At 61.9% G+C, this 20,316-nt stretch carries 24 protein-coding genes and 1 tRNA gene; 19 read left to right on the plus strand and 6 right to left on the minus strand.

Features of this window, described 5'->3' with window-relative positions; all coding sequences use genetic code 11:
• Positions 1 to 125 precede the first annotated feature (125 nt).
• The 5 genes from osmF to ACFFNA_RS38530 all read left to right on the plus strand — a co-directional run bounded on the left by osmF (position 126) and on the right by ACFFNA_RS38530 (position 6,318).
• Positions 126 to 1,037 (plus strand): glycine betaine ABC transporter substrate-binding protein OsmF, encoded by a 912-nt coding sequence (osmF, locus tag ACFFNA_RS38510; RefSeq protein WP_111545736.1) that lies wholly within the window; start codon positions 126 to 128, stop codon positions 1,035 to 1,037.
• Between the two features lie 55 nt (positions 1,038 to 1,092).
• Positions 1,093 to 2,256 carry an ABC transporter permease gene (locus ACFFNA_RS38515; RefSeq protein ID WP_378925427.1) on the plus strand — a complete coding sequence of 388 codons (1,164 nt, stop codon included), beginning with the start codon at positions 1,093 to 1,095 and terminating at the stop codon, positions 2,254 to 2,256.
• Positions 2,253 to 3,191: an ABC transporter ATP-binding protein gene (locus ACFFNA_RS38520; protein ID WP_111545734.1), complete on the plus strand. Its 939-nt coding sequence runs from the start codon at positions 2,253 to 2,255 to the stop codon at positions 3,189 to 3,191. The genes ACFFNA_RS38515 and ACFFNA_RS38520 overlap by 4 nt, the downstream gene beginning before the upstream one ends.
• The gene (locus ACFFNA_RS38525; protein ID WP_378925429.1) at positions 3,188 to 3,937 is read left to right on the plus strand and encodes an ABC transporter permease; all 750 of its coding nucleotides are present in this window, start codon (positions 3,188 to 3,190) and stop codon (positions 3,935 to 3,937) included. The genes ACFFNA_RS38520 and ACFFNA_RS38525 overlap by 4 nt, the downstream gene beginning before the upstream one ends.
• A gap of 239 nt (positions 3,938 to 4,176) precedes the next feature.
• The gene (locus ACFFNA_RS38530) at positions 4,177 to 6,318 is read left to right on the plus strand and encodes a sodium-translocating pyrophosphatase (protein ID WP_378925431.1); all 2,142 of its coding nucleotides are present in this window, start codon (positions 4,177 to 4,179) and stop codon (positions 6,316 to 6,318) included.
• A 223-nt stretch (positions 6,319 to 6,541) separates the two neighbouring features.
• Here the strand turns inward: ACFFNA_RS38530 and ACFFNA_RS38535 are convergent, their stop codons facing one another.
• On the minus strand, positions 6,542 to 7,057 hold the full coding sequence (locus ACFFNA_RS38535) for an outer membrane protein assembly factor BamE (RefSeq protein WP_378925433.1): 516 nt from the start codon (positions 7,055 to 7,057) through the stop codon (positions 6,542 to 6,544).
• 114 nt (positions 7,058 to 7,171) lie between these two features.
• Between ACFFNA_RS38535 and ACFFNA_RS38540 the strand changes: the two genes are divergently transcribed.
• From ACFFNA_RS38540 to ACFFNA_RS38570, 7 genes are all read left to right on the plus strand, one after another.
• The gene (locus ACFFNA_RS38540; RefSeq protein ID WP_111545731.1) at positions 7,172 to 7,714 is read left to right on the plus strand and encodes a ubiquinol-cytochrome C chaperone family protein; all 543 of its coding nucleotides are present in this window, start codon (positions 7,172 to 7,174) and stop codon (positions 7,712 to 7,714) included.
• 3 nt (positions 7,715 to 7,717) lie between these two features.
• Positions 7,718 to 8,266, plus strand: coding sequence for a YceD family protein (locus ACFFNA_RS38545; protein ID WP_111545730.1), 549 nt, complete (start codon positions 7,718 to 7,720; stop codon positions 8,264 to 8,266).
• A 113-nt stretch (positions 8,267 to 8,379) separates the two neighbouring features.
• Positions 8,380 to 9,450, plus strand: coding sequence for a phosphate acyltransferase PlsX (gene plsX / locus ACFFNA_RS38550; RefSeq protein ID WP_378925435.1), 1,071 nt, complete (start codon positions 8,380 to 8,382; stop codon positions 9,448 to 9,450).
• A 9-nt stretch (positions 9,451 to 9,459) separates the two neighbouring features.
• Positions 9,460 to 10,431: a beta-ketoacyl-ACP synthase III gene (locus ACFFNA_RS38555; protein WP_111545728.1), complete on the plus strand. Its 972-nt coding sequence runs from the start codon at positions 9,460 to 9,462 to the stop codon at positions 10,429 to 10,431.
• Positions 10,432 to 10,534: 103 nt separating this feature from the next.
• Positions 10,535 to 10,858 (plus strand): integration host factor subunit alpha, encoded by a 324-nt coding sequence (locus tag ACFFNA_RS38560; RefSeq protein ID WP_111545727.1) that lies wholly within the window; start codon positions 10,535 to 10,537, stop codon positions 10,856 to 10,858.
• A 132-nt stretch (positions 10,859 to 10,990) separates the two neighbouring features.
• Positions 10,991 to 11,530 carry a MerR family transcriptional regulator gene (locus ACFFNA_RS38565; protein WP_111545726.1) on the plus strand — a complete coding sequence of 180 codons (540 nt, stop codon included), beginning with the start codon at positions 10,991 to 10,993 and terminating at the stop codon, positions 11,528 to 11,530.
• A 94-nt stretch (positions 11,531 to 11,624) separates the two neighbouring features.
• Positions 11,625 to 11,927 carry a hypothetical protein gene (locus tag ACFFNA_RS38570; protein ID WP_378925438.1) on the plus strand — a complete coding sequence of 101 codons (303 nt, stop codon included), beginning with the start codon at positions 11,625 to 11,627 and terminating at the stop codon, positions 11,925 to 11,927.
• Positions 11,928 to 12,112: 185 nt separating this feature from the next.
• Here ACFFNA_RS38570 and ACFFNA_RS38575 read toward each other — a convergent pair whose 3' ends face one another.
• Both ACFFNA_RS38575 and ACFFNA_RS38580 read right to left on the minus strand, forming a co-directional pair.
• On the minus strand, positions 12,113 to 12,310 hold the full coding sequence (locus tag ACFFNA_RS38575; protein ID WP_146606096.1) for a hypothetical protein: 198 nt from the start codon (positions 12,308 to 12,310) through the stop codon (positions 12,113 to 12,115).
• Between the two features lie 190 nt (positions 12,311 to 12,500).
• The gene (locus ACFFNA_RS38580) at positions 12,501 to 13,115 is read right to left on the minus strand and encodes a hypothetical protein (protein WP_111545724.1); all 615 of its coding nucleotides are present in this window, start codon (positions 13,113 to 13,115) and stop codon (positions 12,501 to 12,503) included.
• 160 nt (positions 13,116 to 13,275) lie between these two features.
• Here ACFFNA_RS38580 and ACFFNA_RS38585 point away from each other — a divergent pair, with 160 nt between their 5' ends.
• The 5 genes from ACFFNA_RS38585 (at position 13,276) to ACFFNA_RS38605 (ending at position 16,117) form a co-directional block, all read left to right on the plus strand.
• Positions 13,276 to 13,683: a helix-turn-helix domain-containing protein gene (locus ACFFNA_RS38585; RefSeq protein WP_378925441.1), complete on the plus strand. Its 408-nt coding sequence runs from the start codon at positions 13,276 to 13,278 to the stop codon at positions 13,681 to 13,683.
• A 176-nt stretch (positions 13,684 to 13,859) separates the two neighbouring features.
• A complete protein-coding gene (locus tag ACFFNA_RS38590) occupies positions 13,860 to 14,321 on the plus strand; it encodes a YbaK/EbsC family protein (protein WP_378925443.1) in 462 nt (153 codons plus the stop codon).
• Positions 14,322 to 14,417: 96 nt separating this feature from the next.
• Positions 14,418 to 14,494 (plus strand) — tRNA-Pro (locus ACFFNA_RS38595).
• Positions 14,495 to 14,976: 482 nt separating this feature from the next.
• The gene (locus ACFFNA_RS38600; protein ID WP_378925577.1) at positions 14,977 to 15,315 is read left to right on the plus strand and encodes a c-type cytochrome; all 339 of its coding nucleotides are present in this window, start codon (positions 14,977 to 14,979) and stop codon (positions 15,313 to 15,315) included.
• Between the two features lie 340 nt (positions 15,316 to 15,655).
• A complete protein-coding gene (locus ACFFNA_RS38605) occupies positions 15,656 to 16,117 on the plus strand; it encodes a phasin (RefSeq protein ID WP_378925445.1) in 462 nt (153 codons plus the stop codon).
• A gap of 77 nt (positions 16,118 to 16,194) precedes the next feature.
• Here ACFFNA_RS38605 and ACFFNA_RS38610 read toward each other — a convergent pair whose 3' ends face one another.
• Positions 16,195 to 16,626 carry a hypothetical protein gene (locus ACFFNA_RS38610; protein WP_378925447.1) on the minus strand — a complete coding sequence of 144 codons (432 nt, stop codon included), beginning with the start codon at positions 16,624 to 16,626 and terminating at the stop codon, positions 16,195 to 16,197.
• Between the two features lie 188 nt (positions 16,627 to 16,814).
• Between ACFFNA_RS38610 and ACFFNA_RS38615 the strand changes: the two genes are divergently transcribed.
• Both ACFFNA_RS38615 and ACFFNA_RS38620 read left to right on the plus strand, forming a co-directional pair.
• Positions 16,815 to 16,994, plus strand: coding sequence for a hypothetical protein (locus tag ACFFNA_RS38615; protein WP_378925449.1), 180 nt, complete (start codon positions 16,815 to 16,817; stop codon positions 16,992 to 16,994).
• A gap of 79 nt (positions 16,995 to 17,073) precedes the next feature.
• Complete coding sequence (locus tag ACFFNA_RS38620) at positions 17,074 to 17,376, plus strand: hypothetical protein (RefSeq protein ID WP_378925451.1); 303 nt, start codon at positions 17,074 to 17,076, stop codon at positions 17,374 to 17,376.
• A gap of 43 nt (positions 17,377 to 17,419) precedes the next feature.
• On the opposite strand, the gene ACFFNA_RS38625 is transcribed toward ACFFNA_RS38620, so the two are convergent.
• Entirely contained in the window at positions 17,420 to 18,691 is a 1,272-nt protein-coding gene (locus tag ACFFNA_RS38625) for an O-antigen ligase family protein (protein WP_378925453.1), read from the minus strand.
• Entirely contained in the window at positions 18,688 to 20,223 is a 1,536-nt protein-coding gene (locus ACFFNA_RS38630) for an undecaprenyl-phosphate glucose phosphotransferase (RefSeq protein ID WP_378925455.1), read from the minus strand. The genes ACFFNA_RS38625 and ACFFNA_RS38630 overlap by 4 nt, the downstream gene beginning before the upstream one ends.
• Positions 20,224 to 20,316 lie beyond the last annotated feature (93 nt).

Below are 20,316 nucleotides of genomic sequence, written 5' to 3' on the forward strand. Positions count from 1 at the left end.
TGCGGCGCCCGAACAAAATTATTGCCTCTGTGCCTATTGTTATGAAACCGTGTGCCCCGACTGGTGGCTGAAGCCATGCTCATATGCGGCCGCCGCATTCCGGTTCACAGCAAGGGATTTTCACAATGTTTTCAGTCAAGGTCTTGGCCAGCGCGGCATTGGCGCTCGGCATCACCGCGGCTTCCGCCAGTGCCCAGGTGGTTGTCTCTTCGAAGATCGACACCGAGGGCGGCGTGCTCGGCAACATCATCCAGCTCGTTCTCAACGCCAACAACATCAAGACCACCGACCGGATCCAGCTCGGCGGCACGCCGGTGGTGCGCAAGGCTATCACCGCCGGCGAGATCGACATCTATCCCGAATACACCGGCAACGCCGCTTTCTTCTTCGAGAAGGCCGACGACCCGGTCTGGAAGGATGCCGCAAAGGCCTATGAGACTGCCAAGAAGCTCGACTACGACGCCAACAAGATCGTCTGGCTGTCGCCGTCGCCGGCCAACAACACCTGGGCGATCGCGCTGCGCAAGGAGGTCGCCGAGACCAACAAGCTCGCCACGCTCACCGAATTCGGCAAGTATGTCGCGGGCGGCGGCCAAGTGGTGCTGGCGGCCTCCGCCGAGTTCGTCAATTCGGCGGCCGCACTTCCGGCCTTCCAGACCACCTATGGCTTCACGCTGAAGCCGGACCAGTTGATCACGCTCTCGGGCGGCGACACGGCGGCAACCATCGCAGCCGCCGCCAACCAGACCAGCGGGGCGAATGCGGCCATGGTCTATGGCACCGATGGCGGCATCGCGCCGTCCGGTCTGGTCGTGCTCGACGACGACAAGGGCGTGCAGCCGGTTTACCAGCCGGCGCCGATCATCCGCGAAAAGGTGCTGAAGGAACATCCCGAGATCGAGACGCTGCTGAAGCCGGTCTTCGCCAAGCTCGACCTCGTCACGCTGCAGGAGCTGAACGGTCGCGTGCAGGTCGGCGGCGAGCCGGTCAAGGGCGTCGCCGAAGACTTCCTGAAAAAGAACGGCTTCCTGAAGTAGGACGATCCCGGCGCGCCGCATTCGTGGCGCGTCGGATCGACTGACGGGGGAGGGCGTGCAGATCCGGTTCGACAAGCTCGGCGTGGTCATCGCCGCGATAGCAGCCTATGCGGCTTTCGCCGCGCCCTTTGCCACGTTCCGCGCCAACCGCATCGTTCCCGGCCAGGCGCGCTCGATTCTCGAGGCGCTGCCGACGGCCACCGGGACGCTACTGCTCGCCATCGTTGTCATAGCCGCGCTCATTGCGCTGTTCAGGACGCCGCTTGTCCTGCGCCTTGCCGCAAGTGTGGTGGCGCTTGCCGCGCTAGCGCTGCTGATCGGCGTCGCCGGCACGTTTCTGACGCCGGCCGGCAACGCCTTTGCGAGAGTTTCGCCGGCCTCCGGCTTCTGGATACTGATCTTCGCCTTCACGCTTCTGCTAGCCGACGTGCTGACACGGCTGAACCTGTCGCCGTTGGGGCGGGTCGGCGTGCTTGTCGTAGCGGCTTTGGCGATCGGCCTGCTGTTGATTTCGGGAAGCTGGGACAATCTGTCGATCCTCAAGGAATACGCCAACCGTGCCGACAGTTTTTGGGCCGAAGGCTCCAAGCATGTGACGCTGGCGCTCGGTTCGCTGGCTGCGGCTGTGATCGTCGGCCTGCCGCTTGGTATCCTTTGCCATCGTGTCGAAAAGCTGCGCGCCGGCGTGCTCAACGTGCTCAACATCATTCAGACCATTCCCTCGATCGCGCTATTCGGCCTGCTGATCGCGCCGCTCGGCTGGGTCGCCACGCATGTGCCGGGAGCCGCCGCGCTCGGTATTCGCGGCATCGGCACGGCGCCGGCTTTCGTCGCTCTGTTCCTCTATTCACTGCTGCCGGTGGTGGCCAACACCGTGGTCGGTCTCGCCGGCGTGCCGCGCGCTGCCAACGACGCGGCGCGCGGCATGGGCATGACCGACAGGCAGCGCCTGTTCGGCGTCGAGTTTCCGCTGGCATTTCCGGTGATCCTCACCGGCATCCGCATCGTTTTGGTGCAGAACATCGGCCTCGCCACCATTGCCGCGCTCATCGGTGGCGGTGGTTTCGGCGTGTTCGTTTTCCAGGGGGTTGGCCAGACGGCGATGGATCTGGTGCTGCTCGGCGCCGTGCCGACGGTAGCGCTCGCCTTTGCCGCGGCCATCATTCTCGACGCGGTGATCGAAATGACCGCCACCAAGCGCAGGGTTGAAACGGCATGATCGAGATCGAAGGCATTACCAAGCGCTATGACGCGACAACGGTGGTCGATGATGTCTCGATGATCATCGAGCCACGCACCATCGCTGTCATCGTCGGCACGTCCGGTTCCGGCAAGACGACGCTGCTGCGCATGATCAACCGGCTGGTCGAGCCGACGGCTGGCGTCATCAAGCTCGATGGCGCGGACAATCGCTCGCTGCCCGGTTACGAACTGCGCCGCAGCATCGGCTATGCTATCCAGGGCCACGGCCTGTTTCCGCATCGCACGGTGGCGCAGAACATTGCCACCGTGCCGGTGCTGCTCGGCTGGGACAAAGCCCGCATCAAAGCCCGCGTCGACGAGTTGATGACGCTCTACCAGCTTGATCCCGAAGCCTTCGGCCCGCGCTACCCGCACGAACTGTCCGGCGGCCAGCAGCAGCGCGTTGGCGTTGCCCGCGCGCTCGCCGCCGAGCCCAACGTGCTGTTGATGGACGAGCCGTTCGGCGCGCTCGACCCGATCATCCGCACCAAGGCGCAGGAGGATCTGCTGGCGATCCAGAAGCGCTTCGGCACCACCATCATCCTCGTCACCCACGACATGGAAGAGGCCGTGCACATGGGCGACAAGATCGCTGTCATGGATGCCGGCAAGCTTGTGCAATACGCCAAGCCCGCCGAGATCCTGGCAAACCCGGCCAGCGCCTTCGTCGAGACCCTGGTCGGCGCCAGCGAAAGGCCGTTCCGGCTCTTGTCGCTCGGCCGCGTGCGCGACGCCGTGGAGAAGGGCTCCGCCGAAGGCGAGGCGATCCCCGGTGATGCCAGCCAGCGCGATGCGCTGGCCGAATTGTTGTGGTCGGGCCGGCCGGCGCTGCCGGTCAAAGGCGCCGACGGCAAGCCGCTTGGCCGCGTCACCGTCGACGGTCTGGTGAAGCGCGCGGCGAGGCCGGCATGAAAGCCTGGCTTCCATCGCTGCTCAGGCTTGCTTTGGTGGTGCTGCTCGTTGCCTTTGTCACCAATCCCGGCTGGTTCGAACCGCTGCTGAAGCCGCTGACCGAGAACAATGCGCCGGTGATCTACAATCAGGGCAGCTTGCTGACGCTGACATTGCTGCATTTGCGCATCGTGCTGATAGCTACTGTGGCCGCAACCATCGTCGCGGTCGCACTGGCCATCCTGGTCACAAGGCCGGCCGGCGTCGAATTCTTGCCGCTGTCGCGCAGCCTGGTCAACATCGGCCAGACCTTTCCGCCGGTGGCGGTGCTGGCGCTTGCCGTGCCGGCGGTCGGCTTCGGCGAAAAACCGACTCTGATCGCGCTGTTTCTCTATGGCCTGCTGCCGATCTTCGAGAATGCGCTGACCGGCCTGACGATATTGCCGGCCAATGTGATGGAGGCGGCGCGCGGTGCTGGCATGACCGGTTGGCAAAGGCTCACCAAGGTCGAGCTGCCGCTCAGCGCCCCGATCATCCTGGGCGGCATCAGGCTGTCGGTGGTGATCAGCCTTGCCACCGCCACCATCGGCTCGACCGTTGCCGCCAAGACGTTGGGCGAGGTCATCATCGCCGGCCTGTTGTCCAACAACCTCGCCTTCATCCTGCAGGGCGGCCTGATCGTGGCAGCTCTTGCCGTGCTGATCTATGACGGTCTGTCGGCGGTTGAACGCTACACGGCGCGCCGCATGGGCCGCGAGGCCGAGTAGCCACGTGCCGCGTCTAGAACGATTTCAATCGATCTAATAGGACAATGTCGGAGGCGTCGGTATCGTGCCCTATGCCTTTTGGGCGAAAGCCGGGCAAAAACCGAACAATATCTTGACGTTCGCAGCCCTGTTTCGCATACACCGCTGCGAAGAGGCGGATTCCGTGCACGGGATCCGGTCTTTGTCTCAACGGCCCAGGGAGGGGTTCTTTTGGGCCATCAATCGAGGAAAATCCGGCAATGACAATTATTTCCGCCGTCATCGCCTGCGGTCTGCTTTCTGTCCTCTACGCCATCTGGGCGACACGTTCGGTCCTCGCGGCCGATCAGGGCAATGCACGCATGCAGGAAATCTCCGCGGCCATCCGCGAGGGCGCGCAGGCCTATCTGACGCGCCAGTACACCACCATCGCCATGGTTGGCGTCGTCGTGCTCGTGCTCGCCTGGTGGCTGCTTTCCATCACAGCCGCGGTCGGCTTCCTGATCGGCGCCGTGCTGTCGGGCGCCGCCGGCTTCATCGGCATGCATGTGTCGGTGCGGGCCAATGTGCGCACCGCGCAGGCGGCCTCCAACAGCCTCGCCGCCGGTCTCGACATCGCTTTCAAGTCGGGCGCCATCACCGGCATGCTGGTTGCTGGCCTGGCATTGCTCGGCGTGTCGATCTACTACCTCATCCTCACCCACTTCATGGGCCTTCAGCCCAATGACCGCATCGTCATCGACTCGCTGGTTTCGCTCGGCTTTGGCGCTTCGCTGATCTCGATCTTCGCCCGTCTCGGCGGCGGTATCTTCACCAAGGGCGCCGACGTTGGCGGCGATCTGGTCGGCAAGGTCGAAGCCGGTATTCCTGAAGACGATCCGCGCAACCCGGCCACCATCGCCGACAACGTTGGCGACAATGTCGGCGACTGCGCCGGCATGGCCGCCGACCTGTTCGAAACCTATGCGGTGACCGTCGTCGCCACCATGGTTCTCGCCTCCATCTTCTTCGGCGGCACCGCCGTTCTGGGTGCGGCGATGCTCTATCCGCTCGCCATCTGCGGCGCCTGCATCCTGACCTCGATCGTCGGCACCTTCTTCGTCAAGCTCGGCTCCAACGGCTCGATCATGGGCGCACTCTACAAGGGCCTGATCGTCACCGGCCTGTTGTCCATCGTCGGCCTCGGCGTCGCCACCTCGGTTACCCTCGGCTGGGGCGAGATCAGCACGGTTGCCGGCATGGCCATCACCGGCAAGAACCTGTTCATCTGCGGCCTGATCGGCCTCGTGGTGACCGGTCTGATCGTGGTGATCACCGAATACTACACCGGCACCAACAAGCGCCCGGTCAACTCCATCGCCCAGGCGTCGGTGACCGGTCACGGCACCAACGTCATCCAGGGCCTTGCGGTCTCGCTGGAATCGACGGCGCTGCCGGCGATCGTCATCGTCGCCGGCATCATCTCGACCTATCAGCTCGCCGGCCTCTTCGGTACGGCGATCGCGGTCACGACGATGCTCGGCCTCGCCGGTATGATCGTTGCGCTCGACGCCTTCGGCCCGGTCACCGACAATGCCGGCGGCATTGCCGAAATGGCCGGCCTGCCCAAGGAAGTGCGCCACTCCACCGACGCTCTCGACGCGGTCGGCAACACCACCAAGGCGGTGACCAAGGGCTACGCCATCGGTTCGGCCGGTCTCGGCGCGCTGGTGCTGTTTGCCGCCTATTCGAACGACCTGAAGTTCTTTGCCGCCAATGGCGACAAATATCCGTACTTCCAGGGCATGGGCGAAATCTCCTTCGATCTCTCCAACCCCTACGTCGTCGCCGGCCTGATCTTCGGCGGCCTGATCCCTTATCTGTTCGGCGGCATCGCCATGACGGCCGTCGGCCGTGCGGCGGGCGCCATCGTCGAGGAGGTGCGCAAGCAGTTCCGCGAGGATCCGGGCATCATGGCCGGCACGTCGAAGCCGAACTATGCCCGCGCGGTCGATCTTCTGACCAAGGCGGCGATCCGCGAGATGATCATCCCGTCGCTGCTGCCGGTGCTGGCGCCGCTCGTCGTCTATTTCGGCGTGCTGCTGATCTCGGGTTCGAAGGCGTCCGCCTTTGCCGCCCTCGGCGCCTCGCTGCTCGGCGTCATCGTCAATGGCCTTTTCGTCGCCATCTCGATGACCTCCGGCGGCGGCGCCTGGGACAACGCCAAGAAGTCCTTCGAAGACGGCTTTGTCGACAAGGACGGAGTCAAGCACCTCAAGGGTTCCGAAGCGCACAAGGCTTCGGTGACCGGCGACACGGTCGGCGATCCCTACAAGGACACCGCCGGTCCGGCCGTCAACCCGGCGATCAAGATCACAAACATCGTCGCGTTGCTGCTGCTGGCCGTGCTCGCGCACGGCTAAGCGATCGCCCAAGTCTCCGAGACAAAACCCGCGGGGAGCGATCCCCGCGGGTTTTTTGTTGCGGTGATGACACGGTCGCCTTTCAGTTCGTCCCTTCGTCTAGGCCCTCGCTGCGAGCCTTGCCCGACTGATCCCGGCAACAAAAACCCGCAGGATTGCTCCCGCGGGTTTTTGGTCGCCTGAGATGGTGCTGCTCTCCTCGAGGGGGACGGCAGGTCTGAGATCAGGGAGTGCCGCCGCCTGGGACGCCTGGGGCCAGCTTGCTGGCGCCGTTGATGACCTGGCTGAGGAAGTTCTGGTCCTTGCCGCCGGTCGGCGTGGTGCGCGAGATGAAGTCGAACACCTTGCCGTCCTTCAAGCCGTAATTGGCGATCTGGGTGACGCGGCTGTCGGGGCCGAAATAGACCGCCAGCACATGCTGGTCAATGAGGTGCGGCTTGTCGAAGGCGACGTAGCGCTTGCGCGTCTGCGAAATGTAATAGAACGTCTCGTTGTCGAAGGTCGCCGTCGTCGATGGCGTGCCGAGCGCCAGAAGCACCTGCTCGCGGCTCGAGCCGACCGGCACCAGGTCGATCGCCTGCTGGTCGATGACGTAGCCCTGGGTGAGGGTTTCGCTCGGGCTGAGGTCACCGATCATCTTGGAGGTGTGGCAGGCGGACAGCGCCGAAACAATCACCAGCAGCGAAATCGCACCGGCGGGCCGGGACGAGAAGGTCGACTTGAAATTCAGCGCGCGCAACAACAACTCCATTAACTGGCCGCAACTTGCGCTGGGCCGCAAAACCGGTAAACCAGCTTGCAGGCCGATGCAACAAGGCCACTTCAACAAACGGTCCCCGGGAGACCATCCCCAATGTTCCAGCGCTTTTTTGGCCGCGAACGCCATGCCAACCGCGCTATCACCGAGGCGCTTTACGCACAAATCGTGGCAGCGGCGCGGCAGACTGTGTTTTATTCCCACTGGAATGTACCCGACACGCCGCTTGGCCGTTTCGAGATGGTGTCGCTGCACATGTTCCTGTTCCAGCACCGGTTGCGCGGTGAGGGCGGCGTGGCGCAAGAGGTCGCGCAGGTGCTGATCGATGAGTTCTTCCTGGATGTCGACCACTCCCTGCGGGAATTGGGCATTGGCGATGTCGGCGTGCCCAAACGCATGAAAAAGCTGGCCAAGATGTTTTATGGTCGAACCGCCGCCTATGACGACGCCCTGGAAAGAAACGACCATGATGGGCTCACCGCTGCCCTTGCCCGCAATGTCCGGCCCGACGCCGGCGCCTGGCCGGAAGCGTCGCTGCTGGCCAATTATGTCACCGACGCTTGCAATCAGCTGGCCGCACAGCCATCCGAATCGATTGTCTCCGGCACGGTGGCGTTTCCCGTCGCCAACGGAGGTTGATCGATGAAACACATTGACCCGCAAAGCCCGGTATCGTTCCGCGCAAACATCGCCCGTCTGCCGCAGAAGGGTTTGCCGGTGGTGATCGAGGCCGACGCCGCGCAGCGCGCGGCGCTGGCCGTGGAGCACGAGCTGCTTTCGGTCGAAGCCTATCGCGCCGAGCTTCTGGTGACCTCATGGAAGCGCAATGGCGTGAAGGTTAGCGGTCGTGTCGAAGCCGACATCACCCAGGCCTGCATCGTCACGCTCGACCCTGTCGAAGCTCATATCGACGAGCCGATCGAAGCACTGTTGCTGCCCGAGGACTCCAAGCTCGGACGGCAGGGTTTCGATGGCGGCGGCGAGATCCTGCTCGACGCGGACGGACCGGACGGTCCCGAAACATTTTCCGGCGACACGATCGACGTCGGCGCACTCGCCGAACAGTTCTTCGGACTGGCGATCGACCCTTATCCGCGCAAGCAGGGCGCGTCTCTGGATGCCGGCGGCGAGACCGAACCGGCGGAGAATGAATTTCAGCAAAAACTGCGATCCTTGCTGGGAAAATCCTGAAAACCTCGCCCGCGACGGAAAAGTCGGTTGTGCGTCAGCCCAAAACCGTTATTTTCGCCGAACCTTCGCGATCACTAAAGCGACCTGCCGCCTAACCGTGAGATAAATACCGCGTGATCAGGATTTCCATCGATGCCATGGGCGGCGATCACGGACCAGCCGTGGTCATTCCAGCGCTCATGACGGTCGCGACCCGCCGTCCCGACATCCGCTTCGTCATCTTCGGGCGTGAGGACGTCGTGCGCCCCGAACTGGCCAAATTTCCCAAGCTGGTCGAGGTCAGCGAGTTCTTCCACTGCGAGATAGCGGTCAGGATGGACGACAAGCCGAGCCAGGCGCTGCGCCATGGCCGCTGGAAGTCGTCGATGTGGAAGGCCGTCGAAGCGGTCAAGGCCGGCACGGCGGACGCCTGCATTTCCGCCGGCAATACCGGCGCGCTGATGGCGATGTCGAAATTCTGCCTGCGCACCATGGCGACCATCGATCGCCCGGCGATCGCGGCACTCTGGCCGACGTTGCGCGGCGAGAGCGTGGTGCTGGACGTCGGCGCCACCATCGGCGCCGATGCGCATCAGCTGATTGATTTTGCCATTCTGGGCACCGGCATGGCGCGCTCGGTCTTCGGCGTTGCCCGGCCCAGCGTCGGCCTGCTCAATGTCGGGGTCGAGGAGATCAAGGGCCAGGAAGAGGTCAAGGAGGCCGGGCGCATGCTGCGCGAGGCCAATATGGCCTCGATGAACTATCACGGTTTCGTCGAGGGCGACGACATCGGCAAGGGCGTGGTCGACGTTGTCGTCACCGAAGGTTTTGCCGGCAATATCGCGCTGAAGACGGCGGAAGGCACGGTGCGCCAGATCTCTGGCTACCTGCGCGCGGCGATGAGCCGGACCTTGATGGCCAGGATCGGCTATGTCTTCGCCAAGGGCGCCTTCGATCGCTTGCGCGAAAAGATGGATGTCGGCCGTTCCAATGGCGGCGTCTTCCTGGGGCTGAACGGCATCGTGGTGAAAAGCCATGGCGGTGCCGATTCGGACGGCTTCGCCGCGGCGATCGAGCTTGGCTATGATATGGTGCGTAACAATCTGCTCGACCGCATCGAGGCCGACCTTGACCTGTTCCATGCGCGCAACCCGCATGCCCTGACATCTAGGAAAGCCGACGTCGTTATCGACGCAAAGGAATAGGAAAGAACTTTGATCAGATCAGTCGTGCGCGGCACGGGCGCCGCGCTGCCCCGCCGAATCATGAAGAATGCCGATTTCGAAGGCATGGTGGAAACCTCCGACGAGTGGATCGCGCAACGCACCGGCATCCGCCAGCGCCATATCGCTGGCGATGACGAGACGACGGCGTCGCTGGGGGAGGCGGCAGCGCGTGCCGCGCTTGCCAATGCCGGTCTGACGCCTGCCGACATCGATCTGATCGTGCTGGCGACCTCGACGCCCAACAACACCTTTCCGGCCACCGCCGTCGAAATCCAGAACCGGCTCGGCATGCATCACGGTTTTGCTTTCGACATGCAGGCGGTCTGCTCCGGCTTCGTCTATGCGGTAGCCACCGCCGATCTCTACATCCGCGGCGGCCTGGCCAAGCGCGTCCTGGTGATCGGCTCGGAAACATTCTCGCGCATCCTCGACTGGAGCGACCGCTCGACCTGCGTGCTGTTCGGCGACGGCGCCGGTGCCATGATCCTGGAGGCCGGCGAGGGGGCTGGCGCGATCGCCGATCGTGGCGTTCTGGCGGCCAGCCTGCGCTCCGACGGTATCCACAAGGACAAGCTCTTCGTCGACGGCGGGCCGTCGACCACGGGCACGGTCGGCCAACTCAGGATGGAGGGCCGCGAAGTCTTCAAGCATGCGGTCGGGATGATCACCGACGTCATCGAGGCGACGTTCTCACAAGCCGGCATATCAGCCGATGATCTCGACTGGTTCGTGCCGCACCAGGCCAATAAACGCATTATTGACGCTTCCGCCAAGAAGCTCGGGATAGCCGAGCAAAAGGTGGTGGTGACGGTCGATTTGCACGGTAACACCTCGGCTGCTTCCGTGCCGTTGGCGCTGGCGGTGGCCGTCGCCGACGGCCGCATCAAGAAGGGCGATCTCGTGCTTCTGGAGGCGATGGGTGGCGGCTTCACCTGGGGTGCTGTTCTGGTTCGTTGGTAAGTGCCGAACGGTCCGGTTTCGGTCCTTGACCTTGCCGGATCAATTACTTAGGCTCTGCCGTTGTTGTGCCGAATTTTATGTTTTGAGCTGATGGGACGGTCGCATGGGGGGAAAGACACTTACGCGCGCCGACCTTGCCGAGGCTGTTTACCGGAAGGTCGGCTTGTCGCGCACTGAATCGGCCGAACTTGTCGAAGCGGTGCTGGACGAGATCTGCGAAGCGATCGTCCGTGGCGAGACGGTGAAGCTGTCGTCCTTCGCGACATTCCACGTCCGTTCCAAGAACGAGCGCATCGGCCGCAACCCCAAGACTGGCGAAGAAGTGCCGATCCTGCCGCGCCGGGTGATGACCTTCAAGTCGTCGAACGTGCTGAAGAGCCGCATCTTGCGGTCGCATCAAAGCGGCAAGGCCAAAGGCGGCAAGTAGCTTCGTTCATCTGCGCGGTTGAAAACCGGTGCCGCGTCATGACGCCGGGCTTGAATATTGTTTCACAAACCGCTGAAATGAGACCCGATTCGGCAGGTAAGCCGGATCATCGTCCAGTGTGAGGATTCGCCCATGGACAAGAGCCCCGACGCCTTTCGTACCATCAGCGAGGTCGCCGAAGATCTCGACCTGCCGCAGCATGTGCTGCGCTTCTGGGAAACGCGTTTCAACCAGATCAAGCCGATGAAGCGTGGTGGCGGCCGTCGTTACTACCGGCCGCAGGATGTCGAACTGATCAAGGGCATCCGCCATATGCTCTACGACCAGGGCTACACCATCAAGGGCGTGCAGAAGCTGCTGCGCGAGAACGGCAATCATTTCCTGGTCGCCATCGGCAATGGCGACATGGCCGCCGTCGAGGCGATCTCGCAGCGAAAGCAGGCCGATCAAGTGCCGCTGACGCCTGCAGCCCAGCCACGCGGCATGGATGACGAACTGGTTGGCCAGCCGCGCGTCAAACCCAGCCGCCGCTTTTTCGGCCTGGGCAAGAGCGATGAGGAAGGTCCGGTTCAGCCGGACGTGTCGAAACTCTCACGCGACAATCGCGCCTTGCTGCAGGAGGCGCTGTTCGACCTCCTGGAATGCAAGCGCCTGCTCGATCAGGTGCGCTGATCGCTCCGCACGGAGCGACGTCGATATTTCGAAAACCGGAACCCGTCTTCCGGTGAGGCGTTACGTTTCCTTCTGCAATGCAAGGAAACACGTCATGGCATCATTTTCGACCCTCTCGGACATTGACCTCGACAAGCAGGTCGCGGCTCTCACCAGGGAATTGGCCAGCCTGAAGAAGGCAGTGTCCCGGCGGAGCGGTGCCTACTACGAAGACGGTCGCGATGCCGCGCTCGACACCTATTCCGATCTTGCAGGGCGTCTGCGGGATGCGATGCCGGCCATCCGCAAACAGGGTAGGGTGATCGAGAAATCGGCGCGCGGCCATCCGGCGGCGGCCGCTGCGGTCGGCCTTGTGGTGGTCGGTCTCGTTGCCAGCCTGCTGTTCAGCCGGCGCTGAGGGAGCAAGCTTTATCGCGATTTGTCCTGGCGTGAAGGTTTTGTCGGCGTGGCGGTGCGGATTTGCGCCGAAGCCTGCGACCAGCGCAATGATTTTGAAAGCGCCGAATCGTATCGCAGTACCACGAGAAGACCAGCCTTGAACAAGAAGCCAAGGCGGGTCTTCTCGTTGGCAGTCTGGTATGCTTAGGCCTTCTTCATCGTCACGTGGTGGTGATGATGATGGTAGTGATGGCGGTGATGGACGGGATGGTAGGGATGATGATGGTGGTGACGATGATGCGTTGCCATCGCGGCCGCATCCGCGCTCGTGGCGCCGATCACCGGCACCGTGAAAGCAAGTGCAACTGCAAGCCCGAGGGCCGAGAGGAGGGACTTCTTCATGGATCGTTTCCTTTTTTAGCAGGTGAATCGGGTCGATGACCCGATCGCCGCGAACGGGATTACGCTCCTGAATTTTTTCCTCGGTATTTCCCGATTGTAGAATTTTGTTTCTGGACTGTTTCCACGGAAACCGGGCTTCCACCGTCATCGTCGCCATGGCCGAAAAGCCATGCTTTACCGCCTCTTTTGCCTACATCGGCGGAACCACGCCATTGTTTCCGACCACGACGCGGCCGGAACTGAGCGTGCCGTCAGCCTCACGCTGGGCGGTGACGAAGACCGTCGCGCCCGGCTTGAGGTCGGTCGGGGTGGCCGGCGCGAAGGTCACGACAGGTGTGGTGTCGGGTATCGAAATCTTCTTGGTCTGCCCATTGTCATAGGTCAGCGTGACGGCTCGACCGTTTATATCGGTGACGTCGGCCACGGTGCCGTTGGTCATGCGGCTGTTTGGCTGCAGGTCCCAGGGGCGGTCGCCTTCACCAGTGCCTTTCAAGGCGGCTGGAAAGACCACCACCTCCAGCGCGCCGCTGCCGCCATCCGCTTTCGATACGGAGGCGATGCCGAGGAAGTCGCCTTGCTTGATATCCTTGACGGATGCATTGGCGACGCCTGAGATCTTCCAGCCGGCACTAAGCTTGATCGCAGAAGTATCGCCCTGGCGGGTTTTCACGGTGAGCAGCGATGGCTCGAAACTGGCCACAGTGCCGCGCACGCGCAGCGTGTCCGCCGCTCGAGCGGCGCCGACATCGACAGCGGAAAGGCTGGAAATCGTGCCGAGCACGACGATGAGTGTCTTCAAGTTCATTGCAGAGATCCTTCCGGGACGGGCTGGCTGGAACCGGATGGTTTTCAGGCCAGCAACTCTGGGATAACGAACGGGCGCGGCGAAACTGCCGAAAAAAGGGCGATTGGACGGTCAAAACAACTTGATCGCGACGTGTGCGCGATCCTGCTGCGCAGGGCGCTTGAATCACGATAGCGTGACGGTCCGATTGGTACTTGGCAAATCGCTGGCGAGCGGGCATCTTCCCGATCGTCTCAGGCAACTTCGTCATTTGATCAAACTCTTTCAGCTTACGGAGTTGCCAATGCCCAACACTGCAAAACGCGAAGCCCTCTCCGAACCGGTAGCCAATGAGATCGGGCCAGATTACAGCACCCTCAGAGCAATGCGGGAGACCCGCGGCTACAGTGTGGAAAAGCTTTCCCTGACATGCGGTCTGGCTACCGACGAGATTGAAGATATCGAGAGCGGCAAGGTGACCGACCCGTCGAAGCTGCGTCGTATTGTGTCTGCGCTTCGACTTCCCCAGGATGCTTTGATCGCTTCGGCTGTGCACACGCCGGCCGCGCAAGGTCGATCCCTGGCATAGTTCGACATCAGGCCTGCCCGACAACCCGCCAAGGGCACCCCTTGGCGGGTTTGTTCTTGTTGGTGCCGCAGCCTTCCTGCCCAGCCTGGGGCTTGCCGATTTGTGTGCCGCACGTGTTTATACGCGCGGCGACCCGATCCGCTGTCCATCAAGTCCTGAACTATGGGTTTTCGAAAATGAGCCTGGAATCCGTTCGTGCCTTCTTCGCCGCTCGCGGGCCTGACATCGATGTCATCGTCACCGAAGCGAGCTCGGCGACGGTGGCACTGGCGGCCGAGGCGCATGGCGTGCTGCCGGCGCAGATCGCCAAGACGATCTGCCTGCGCGTCGGCGATCGCACCATGCTGGTGGTGACCAGCGGCATCGCCAGGCTGGACAACCGCAAGTTCAAGGACCAGTTCGGCGGCAAACCGCGCATGCTCGACGCCGCGGAGGTTGTCGAAGCAACCAGCCACCCGGTCGGCGGTGTCTGCCCGTTTGGCCTGCCGGCGCCGCTGCCGGTCTACTGCGACGTGTCGCTGCGCGAATTCGACGAGGTCGTGCCTGCCGCCGGCGCCACCAACGCCGCCGTGCGGCTTAGCCCGCAGCGCATGATCGACCTCACCGGCGCCGAATGGGTCGATGTCTGCCAGGGGTAGGTCAGGGGTTCGCCGGCACCCGCGATCGCATCGGCGCGATAGTCGCCGAATTTCGGTTGACCCGAGCGGGGTTATCACGATACATCGCGACCGGTCCGGAGTGTAGCGCAGCCCGGTAGCGCACTTGACTGGGGGTCAAGGGGTCGTCGGTTCGAATCCGGCCACTCCGACCAAGAAGATCAAAAGTTTAGTCATTTCCCCCAGAGGTGGCTATAAAATTTCTAGCCACATTGTAGCCACCGAAGAAAAAGCCCACCGAAGCCGAGCGAGCGTCAATGGGGTTAGCATGCGCTTAATTAGTTCCAAGGAAATTTTAACGAATCATTGACCGCGCTGTCCCAGAATAGGACGGCGCGGTCAAACCCCAACCGGACTGCGCAGGCGGCTCCGGCACTCAGCGCCCGCCCACTGTCGGAGCCGCTACTCACACTCCGTAATATACCAGCGATGGTTGAATCAACTGTTACCGCAGGTGCTTTCTAGTGCGTTGTTCCAGTCGCTAGACTTTGATGGAATACGGTTGTAGGCGCCCGCCCAGCGGCCGAGCATCATCACGCCCTACCACCTTGCCAAGCACGACGACCATGCCGACATCGCCGCCTACCTCAAGGCCCATGGAGTCGTCATCCTGAAACCGGAGCCGATTTCCGCCAAGCTGGCGGCCGGCCACCCTGCAAAGGGCGCGACGTTCTTTGCCTCCACCTGCGCCCCCTGCCATGTCGTACGGCCAAAGGATAATTCCACCATAGGGCCGAACCTGTGGAACGTCGTCGGACGCGACAAGGCCTCAATGAAGTTCGACCGCTACTCCAAGACCCTGCTGGCCTGGGACGGGTCCTGGACCTACGAGGATCTCAACATCTTCCTCGCTGGTCCGTCGCTGACCACGCCCGGCGTGAACATGGACTTCCGCGGCGTGCCCGATGAAGCCGACCGGCTGAACGTGATCGCCTATCTGCGAACGCTCGCTGACTCGCCGGTTCCGCTGCCCTGATCTGCATGGCCTCGCCAGCGCGCCGTTTGTGCCGGCCGCCATCCTTACACCGGAGAAGCTGTCCGCGCTGGCGGACTGTGTTTCGCTTCTCAGGGTTTGCTTTCAGGATGGAATCTGCGGCGGCTACCATTTCTTGCGGGTGGTCGTGGTCATGAGTGGTCATCCCATTTTGAGGAACCTGCGGGGCCGGGCAGTCCGTTTCCGCTCTGTGCGGGACGGGGGTCTAAAATCATGGTGCAGCGCAACAAAGATGTTGCATTGCACACAAGCTTCCGTTAGGTAATGCTAATACAAATGCGAAGGCTTCTTAAAAGTCGCCCCCTCACCGAAGGATGGAACGATGTCCAAGACCACTGAAAAGACCGCTGAATTTATCGACAACGCGTACCCCGCTTTTGATGCATCCAAGGCCATTGAGCAGGTCAGTGCTTTCACAGAAAAGGGCGTCGAGCAGTCGAAAGAAGTTCTCGCCAAATTCAAGGCGGATTCGGAGATGACCCAGAAGGCTCTCGAGACGAGCTTCGCATCCGCCAAAGCCGCTTCCAGCAACCTGTCGCTGAAGACAATTGCCGTTCTGCGCGCCAATACTGAAGCCGCCTTCTCGCATTTCGAAGCCCTAATTGCCGTGAAGTCGCCTTCCGAATTCGTTGAACTGCAGACCGCCTTCGTCCGCAAGCAGGTTGAAAGTGCCGTCGAGCAGGCCAGGGAACTTCAGGCCGTCACGACCAAAGCCGCCGAGGACGTATCCAAGCCGATCAAGTCCGTCTTCGAGAAGGCGGCCAAGGAACTTAAAGTCGCCTAGCTTTTTCTTGGGGCGGATAGAGCGGGGCGGGGCGTCACGGCTCTCCTAATGGAGAGCCGTGACTACCTATGCACTTGTCAGTCCTCTTCCTTCATATCTTCGGCTTCGTCCTTCAGCTTCTGCCAGTCCGCGCCGTGCTTGCGAAGTAGCGTCCGCGCCTGTTTGGGCGTCACGTCTGTCACTTCGGTCAGGTGCTCAACTTCAAGTTCTGCACCCTTCTTAACCCGGCTCGTATCGGTCGTTTTCTTTTTTTTGGCCATCTCTGCGTTCTCCACTCTCGAGGAACGAGCACTTAGCGGCGAAGTTCCAGTTTGAAGTTGGTCGCTATCGTTGACGCTGCCGACTTTGAGGCCGGTTGCGGCTGCTATTTCGGCGGGACTCATGACAGCGGTGGCGTCCGATAGCGCGTCAATGATTTTCCGTCGTTCGGCTGATCGCCTCACTTCATCAACGTCGCCAAGAACAGACCATCGGCCAGCGTCGAAACGAAGGGACTTTTCAATCTCCATCCGCGCACGTCGGCGATTCCGAATCCAGTCGGCTCAACCCTCCAAGGAACCCGGAATGCGTATCCTTCCTATTGTGCCCGCCGCCGGAGAAGCCAAGCGGCAGGCATATAGTTCCGTTGCCGACCGGCCTGCGGTCGTGGCATGATAACAGGCAAGACTACCTTCATCATCTCGCAGGAATGCGTAGTATGGACAAGAAAGAAGCCGCCCAGGAGATAATGCAGATCGTAAGAGGTCATCTGGCGAGCGCTAGAGACGCGGCACAAGGACAGCCATCCTGGCGACTGATCGATGAGGCGATGATGAAATTAAGGGGGATCGCTTCTATTTTGGACCACGACAGAGAGCCTCCCAAACCCGCCAACTGATTTGATGTTCTTCCTGCTATTGCAGTCGACGTTGTAGGGCTGCCTCTTGATGCGTGTCGTGAATGAGGAGGATCATAGAATGGCTACTCAGCATCTTTCCGGCGACGTACCTACCCAATGTTCAGGATCAATCATTGTGCTGCAAGCGCTTGTGGCGCAGCTCATTGCCAGGCACCCCGACCGAGACCGCATAATCAAAAGTGTCTCGGTGATGTCCGACGGCATCAAGGCTTCTGCTGCGAGCGCAACTGCCGACGACGCACAAAAAATCCATGACTTCGCCAAAGGCATGGATGACACCGTGAGGATCATTCGCGAGTATCTGACTGAAATCGACACCAACGCCGACGCTGGATTCAAGACGTCCACAATAAGCGACTGAAAAAGTCCAACGCGGCGCCCGCCCTGGCCAAAGGCCCGCCAGATCAGGCAAATTTCAAATCGCGGCGGCCATCGCCTCGAATCGGGTCCGGCCGCAACAAGCGCTGATGGCGATACTCCAGCGCGATGGCGCCCCAGATCAGGCCGAGCAGCAGATAGACATGGCGCCAGTGATCGATGTCGATGAAGGTGCCGAGCCCGATATTGCCGATGAAGGCGACATAGGCGCACAACAGATAGGGCTGCCACGGCCGGTCGCGCAGCAGGATGCGGAATCCGGCCGATATCGTCCAGGCGACGAGCGTCAGGAACGACACGAAGCCGAGCCAGCCATAGTCCATCAGCGTCTTCAGCCAGATGTCGTGGGTGTCTTCGCCGAAGATCGTGCCGAAGACCAACGGGCCGATGCCGAACGGATGCTCCAGTGCCATCTGGAAACCGATCGTGTAGCGGGCGAAGCGGCCGAGGCGGGCCGTGTCATAGCTCTGTTCCAGCTGAGCGCGGCTGGAAAACATTTCCGACACGCCGGGAAGCTGCAGGATGACCATCATCGCGATGACCAGCAGCGCAACGGCGGCGATGCTCATGACGACGACACGCAGCCGGAACTTGCCGCTGTTGCTCTGCAGGAACAGGCAGCCGGTGAGCAGGACTGCCGAGACGGCGAACATGCCCCAGGCGCCGCGCGAGAAGGAAAAGAAGATGCCGGCGGTGATGATCAGCAGCGGCACCGCCAGCAGCGGCATGCGTGAGACCGGCCCGGTCAAAAGCAAATAGAGCAGATAGATGCCGGGCAGCACCAGGAACGGGCCGAACACATTCGGGTCCTGGAAGGCGCCGGCGGCACGGTCGTATTTGGTGAACATTTCCGCGCCCGGAAAGGCGTGGAAATAGCCTGCTATGCCGAGCAGCGAGGTTATCACCGCCGACACGACATAGGCGAAGAAGATCAGCCGGTAGAGGCTGGGTTGCACCGCGGTCACCGAGGCAAAGAACACGGCGGTGAAGGCGAGAAACAGCGAGACGGAGAGATAGAGCGGCGTGTTGGCGAGGTCCGCCATCTGCGTCATCGCCATCATGCCACCGATGTTCATCGTCACCAGCAGCACCAGGAGCGGCATTGCCGCGCGCGACACTCTGAGACCAAAGAGAGCCCAGATGGCGATCAGCCCGGCCATGTAGAGTTCATAAGGCGCCGGTTCGCTGATGACGAAGCCCGACAGGAATATGCCGACGAAGACCGCGGCCGAGGAAATCAGCGCGATCAGCTTGGCGTTGACCGCGGCCTGCGGCAGCTCGTGGGAAATCGCGCTCAATAGGCGTTTTCCGTGTTGAGCAGCCGGACCGGTGTCAGGAACAGGATCCGCAAGTCGAACAGCAGCGACCAGTTCTCGATGTAGTAGAGGTCATACTCCGTCCGCATGCGGATCTTCTCGTTGGTGTCCATCTCGCCGCGCCAGCCATTGATCTGCGCCCAGCCGGTGACGCCGGGCTTGACCTTGTGGCGTGCGAAATAGCCGTCGACCACTTCGTTGTAGAGAAGGTTGTGCGACTGCGCGGCGATGGCGTGCGGGCGCGGGCCGACCAGCGACAGCGAACCCAGCAGCGAATTGAAGAACTGCGGCAGCTCGTCGATCGAGGTCTTGCGGATGAAGCGGCCGACGCGGGTGACGCGCGGGTCGTTCTTGGTCACCGTCTGCTTGGCGGTTGGATCGGCCTTGTCCGTATACATTGAGCGGAACTTGTAGACCTCGATGATTTCGTTGTTGAAACCGTGTCGCTTCTGGTGAAACAGCACCGGCCCCTTGCTGTCGAGCTTGATGGCGACGGCGGTCGCCAGCATCACCGGCGAGAACACGACGATGCCGATCAGGCTGAAGACGATATCGAAGGCGCGCTTGGCGACCGAATCCCAGTCGTTGATCGGCTTGTCGAAGATATCGAGCATCGGCACCGAGCCGATGTAGGAGTAGGCGCGTGGACGAAATTGCAGCGCGTTGGAATGCGCCGACAGCCGGATGTCGACCGGCAACACCCATAGCTTCTTCAACAGCTGCAGCACGCGCGATTCGGCGGTCAGCGGCAGCGATACGATCAGCATGTCGATGCGGGCGATGCGGGCGAACTCGATCAGTTCCGAAATGGTGCCGAGCTTGGGATAGCCGGCGACGATGGGTGGCGAGCGCTTGTCGCCGCGATCGTCGAAGATGCCGCAGATGCGGATGTCGTTGTAGGGCTGTTTTTCGACCGAGCGGATCAGGATTTCAGCCGCCTTGCCGCCGCCGACGATGACGGCGCGCCGCTCCATGCGGCCATCGCGCGCCCAGCGTCGGATCAGCTTCGACATCACCAGCCTGAGGCCGAAGAGGAGAACGAAACCGATGACGAACCAGGTGCCGAACAAGAGGCGCGAATAGTCTTCCGACATCTTCATGACGAACGCCGTCAGCGCCATGAGGGCGAAAGTGCCGGCCCAGACCAGCAGCACGCGGCCGAAATTGGCAATGGGCCGCATCAGGGCCACGATCTGGTAACAGTCGGTGACGTCGAGCAGCACCACGGCAAAGAACGACGACGCCGCGATCGACAGCGGATATTGCCAGGCGAGATAGTTGAAGAACCCGACATAATGGAAATAGACGCCGAGCCCGGACAGCAACAGCAAGCCGAACTCGACCATGCGCAGCACGCCACTGACCATGATCGGCGACATGGTATCGCGCCTGTACTGCGAAGCGACCTGCCGGGCGACATCGTTCATGCCGCCGGGCGTGTTGCCATCGGCCGGGCCGTCGAATTTACGCACCGCCTCTGCTGAAAAGCGGCGCGCGGGATCGATCTCGTTCATGGGGCTTTCCGCAAGCTTCCCTACGGTGAATAGCAAAAGAGAGCTAAGAAACCCTTGAAACAACGGGTGGCTTTGAAACGGCTTGGGGCCGCG

The organism is Mesorhizobium kowhaii (assembly GCF_042431665.1).
Taxonomy (GTDB): Bacteria; Pseudomonadota; Alphaproteobacteria; order Rhizobiales; family Rhizobiaceae; genus Mesorhizobium; species Mesorhizobium kowhaii.

Coding starts and splice junctions, on each gene's coding strand:
- osmF (WP_111545736.1), top strand. CDS start 126: ATGTTTTCAGTCAAGGTCTTGGCCAGCGCGGCATTGGCGCTCGGCATC.
- ACFFNA_RS38520 (WP_111545734.1), top strand. CDS start 2,253: ATGATCGAGATCGAAGGCATTACCAAGCGCTATGACGCGACAACGGTG.
- ACFFNA_RS38525 (WP_378925429.1), top strand. CDS start 3,188: ATGAAAGCCTGGCTTCCATCGCTGCTCAGGCTTGCTTTGGTGGTGCTG.
- ACFFNA_RS38530 (WP_378925431.1), top strand. CDS start 4,177: ATGACAATTATTTCCGCCGTCATCGCCTGCGGTCTGCTTTCTGTCCTC.
- ACFFNA_RS38540 (WP_111545731.1), top strand. CDS start 7,172: ATGTTCCAGCGCTTTTTTGGCCGCGAACGCCATGCCAACCGCGCTATC.
- ACFFNA_RS38545 (WP_111545730.1), top strand. CDS start 7,718: ATGAAACACATTGACCCGCAAAGCCCGGTATCGTTCCGCGCAAACATC.
- ACFFNA_RS38560 (WP_111545727.1), top strand. CDS start 10,535: ATGGGGGGAAAGACACTTACGCGCGCCGACCTTGCCGAGGCTGTTTAC.
- ACFFNA_RS38565 (WP_111545726.1), top strand. CDS start 10,991: ATGGACAAGAGCCCCGACGCCTTTCGTACCATCAGCGAGGTCGCCGAA.
- ACFFNA_RS38570 (WP_378925438.1), top strand. CDS start 11,625: ATGGCATCATTTTCGACCCTCTCGGACATTGACCTCGACAAGCAGGTC.
- ACFFNA_RS38575 (WP_146606096.1), bottom strand. CDS start 12,310: ATGAAGAAGTCCCTCCTCTCGGCCCTCGGGCTTGCAGTTGCACTTGCT.
- ACFFNA_RS38580 (WP_111545724.1), bottom strand. CDS start 13,115: ATGAACTTGAAGACACTCATCGTCGTGCTCGGCACGATTTCCAGCCTT.
- ACFFNA_RS38590 (WP_378925443.1), top strand. CDS start 13,860: ATGAGCCTGGAATCCGTTCGTGCCTTCTTCGCCGCTCGCGGGCCTGAC.
- ACFFNA_RS38605 (WP_378925445.1), top strand. CDS start 15,656: ATGTCCAAGACCACTGAAAAGACCGCTGAATTTATCGACAACGCGTAC.
- ACFFNA_RS38610 (WP_378925447.1), bottom strand. CDS start 16,626: ATGGAGATTGAAAAGTCCCTTCGTTTCGACGCTGGCCGATGGTCTGTT.
- ACFFNA_RS38615 (WP_378925449.1), top strand. CDS start 16,815: ATGGACAAGAAAGAAGCCGCCCAGGAGATAATGCAGATCGTAAGAGGT.
- ACFFNA_RS38620 (WP_378925451.1), top strand. CDS start 17,074: ATGGCTACTCAGCATCTTTCCGGCGACGTACCTACCCAATGTTCAGGA.
- ACFFNA_RS38630 (WP_378925455.1), bottom strand. CDS start 20,223: ATGAACGAGATCGATCCCGCGCGCCGCTTTTCAGCAGAGGCGGTGCGT.